Below are 2223 nucleotides of genomic sequence, written 5' to 3'. Positions count from 1 at the left end.
GGCCATATCCAAAGGCCCTCTTTAGAGGGCTGTCTAAAAAAGCTAGCCTAGGGGCTTGTCCCTAGGCGGTTATTGGCATTTTGTATATGATCGGTTTATCAGTACAATGAAGAAAATATTGCGCTGGTCGATGACAAAGATAGCCTGTATTTAGAGGAGCTACATTTATATGGCTCTGCCCGTTTGGGAATCTTGAAAAAAGCCTTAGCTTTAAGGTATCGGGATGAGTCGGGGACCGTTGGTTTGCCTGCTGGGAGCCTGCTCAAAACCACTTTGGCGCAAAGCAGCTACCAGCAACTAGAGCTGGGGCGCCGCCGCTACGAGCTGTCCAACCACCTAGGCAACGTACTGGCTACGGTCAGTGATAAATCTTTGGGCCAAGACAGCAGCCAAACTGGACAGGCAGATTATTATTTGGCGCAGGTTTCTTCTGCAAGCCTATACTACCCTTTTGGTTGGGAAATGCCAGGCCGTAAGTTTGTGAGTGGGGAGGGCTATCGTTTTGGGTTTAATGGGCAAGAGGAGGATCCTGATATACATGGAGGTGGAATTGTCTTTAAATACAGAACAGAAGATGCTAGAGTCGCAAGGTTTTTTGCGGTAGATCCTATTGCAGCTCAATATCCTGAGTTGACCCCCTATCAGGTTGCTAGCCTTTCGCCAATCTATATGATAGAACTGGAAGGGTTAGAAGGGTTTCCTGTTCATGGTACTTTTATGGATAAATCATTCTTTAGTGAAGGTGGATATGTTGAGACTAAATTGAGAGATTTGTTTGGAAATACTGATGTAAAAATACCAGTAATGAACGACGATGAAGGAAATGAAGTATCTGTTTGGGATGGAGAAAATGATGTCTATTCTAGACTTGATGGAGGGGCCAATCTAGCAAAATATATAGTAGAAAATAGAATTGCAGGCGAAGACATTACTATAGTAGGTCACAGTCATGGGGGGAATGTTGGAATTTGGGCAACACATATTCTTGTTAATAAATACGATGTAGATCCTCAAGAAATTAACTTGGTTTTATTAAATACTCCTGAAAGATATAGCGATTTTAATATGTATTATAGAAGTAATAAAGCTGTTCGAATGATTAAAAACAATTCAAGTGGGGATGAAATTTGGGTAAAGCACCCATTCCTCCCCCCCGCTGAAATTCGAACATATGAAATTGATGCTGATTGGGACCTTGTTAAAGGTGCTGGAGAAAGTTGGTGGCCAGGGAAAAAATTACCTCAATCGTATCCGTCTGGAACTAACTGGGGAGAGGTGTACGATTATAGAGCTAATTATAAAGATCAATATACTGGCTGGAAAGTGGGTGTTGTACTGGGGGTAATAGCGTACCCATATATAGAGAATAGTGCCTCTACAGGAAATCATATGGGACATTGGAAAAATAATGTTAATGAGTGGTTTCCAGGTCTTGAAAAAGCTGTTAAAGAGAGTCAGGGTAAAAAATAACTAAGTATGTATTCCGATAAATTTAAAGGACAACAAATTCTATTTAGCTTATTTTTAGTCGTTATCTTATTTTTTAGCTGTGAGACGATTGAAGAAGCTGAAAAACCTAGTTTTAGTGAAAATGAATTAAAAATGCTTGAAGCTTACCTTAAAGATGATACAATTTACTTTGATGGCCCTGTTGGAGATGTTGATACAATGTCTATAACGGGAGTTTATACCGAAATAGAGAAAGGGAGTGCTGGATTCATTTCCAAAGAACCATCTTTGAGAAGAAAAATTGTAATAAAGCACCTTCCAGTAGATAATTGGAAAAGAGTTACTTATAGTGGAAAAGAAGTAATGAAGGAAGAGCAACAAATTTTATTATCCTTAACTAAATCATTGTTAGCTGAAGGGGGCAATTATTGTGTATTTAGTTTTAAGGATTTTTCTGTGCTAGTGGATTCAGTCCCCTTACTTAAGAAAGATACAATAACTTTGAAAGGGAAATCCTTTTCAAATTATGTAATATTAAAACGAGGAGGACACAAAATGATAAAAGATTCTAGCAAGACTCAAGCTATATATTGGTCTGAGAGGGAAGGATTGTTTGCTTATGAAAACTTTAAGGGAGATGTTTGGGTAAAAAGGTAACTAGGTCTTCATCGGTACTAGTTCATATCTATATTTAGCCAGTTTTTCAATTTTTGGGGCCTCCCGCCTTCGGCGGGCGCTACGTTCGGCAGCTCGCTGTTCGCTCGGCCCTGCGCA

2 protein-coding genes are annotated in these 2223 nt (G+C 39.7%); both read left to right on the top strand.

Annotated features, from left to right (window positions below):
- Positions 1–183: 183 nt before the first annotated feature.
- Complete coding sequence (locus tag SAPGRDRAFT_RS23725) at positions 184–1470, top strand: hypothetical protein (protein ID WP_002661270.1); 1287 nt, start codon at positions 184–186, stop codon at positions 1468–1470.
- A gap of 6 nt (positions 1471–1476) precedes the next feature.
- A complete protein-coding gene (locus SAPGRDRAFT_RS19660) occupies positions 1477–2106 on the top strand; it encodes a hypothetical protein (protein WP_002661269.1) in 630 nt (209 codons plus the stop codon).
- Positions 2107–2223 lie beyond the last annotated feature (117 nt).

Source organism: Saprospira grandis DSM 2844 (assembly GCF_000275825.1).
GTDB classification, from domain to species: Bacteria; Bacteroidota; Bacteroidia; order Chitinophagales; family Saprospiraceae; genus Saprospira; species Saprospira grandis_A.
Note: the sequence above shows the minus strand (reverse complement) of the source record. Positions and strands in the feature narration are given on the sequence as shown.